This window comes from Halorubrum sp. Atlit-28R, assembly GCF_003665955.1.
In the GTDB taxonomy this organism is placed as follows: Archaea; Halobacteriota; Halobacteria; order Halobacteriales; family Haloferacaceae; genus Halorubrum; species Halorubrum tropicale.
The window spans coordinates 1-545 of the sequence record NZ_QPLS01000121.1 but is presented as its reverse complement, the minus strand read 5'-3'; the positions used below and the strand labels follow the sequence as shown (position 1 = coordinate 545).

1 protein-coding gene is annotated in these 545 nt (G+C 52.8%); it reads right to left on the bottom strand.

The window, feature by feature from the left end; all coding sequences use genetic code 11:
* A partial coding sequence (locus DVK06_RS17110; protein WP_158600110.1) for an AAA family ATPase occupies positions 1 to 545 on the bottom strand: 545 nt, incomplete at both ends.

The following is a 545-nucleotide window of genomic DNA, read 5'->3' as shown; positions in this document are numbered from 1 at the left end:
CTCATCGGTGGTGAGCGGTGGAACGCCGACGTGGACGAAGTTGAAACGGCGCATAAATGCGTACGACATTTCGTACAGCGAGGTTTTGTCGTACGTGTTCATTGTAGCAATTAGCCGCCACGAAGGGGTAACCGGGAAGGCGTCTGGGTTCCCAATAATTTCGGCGAGCTCTTCGTCAGTTGTTGAATTGGAAAGTGAGCGAAGTTCGACGGTTCGATCGCGTTCGTATGGGAGTTCGGTTGAATCGCCAGACAGAACGGAAAAGAGCTGTCCGAAGGCTTTGTCGATGTCTGATCGATTGATTTCGTCGATGATGAGCCACTCGTTGACGACTCGGTCTTGCCGGAAACACTTGAGGAAAAGCCGGGGTTCGAACAGGAGTTCCTGTCCACCGTCGCCCGTAGAAGGAACATATCCACCAATCGTATCAAACGCAGTCCATTCAGAGGTCGCAGTCGTGAACCTGTAATCGTCGACTTGCTCGTGGGTCGTAGCGGATTCACAGATTGCCTTTGCTAGTTTTGTCTTCCCGGTGCCCGGTGGTC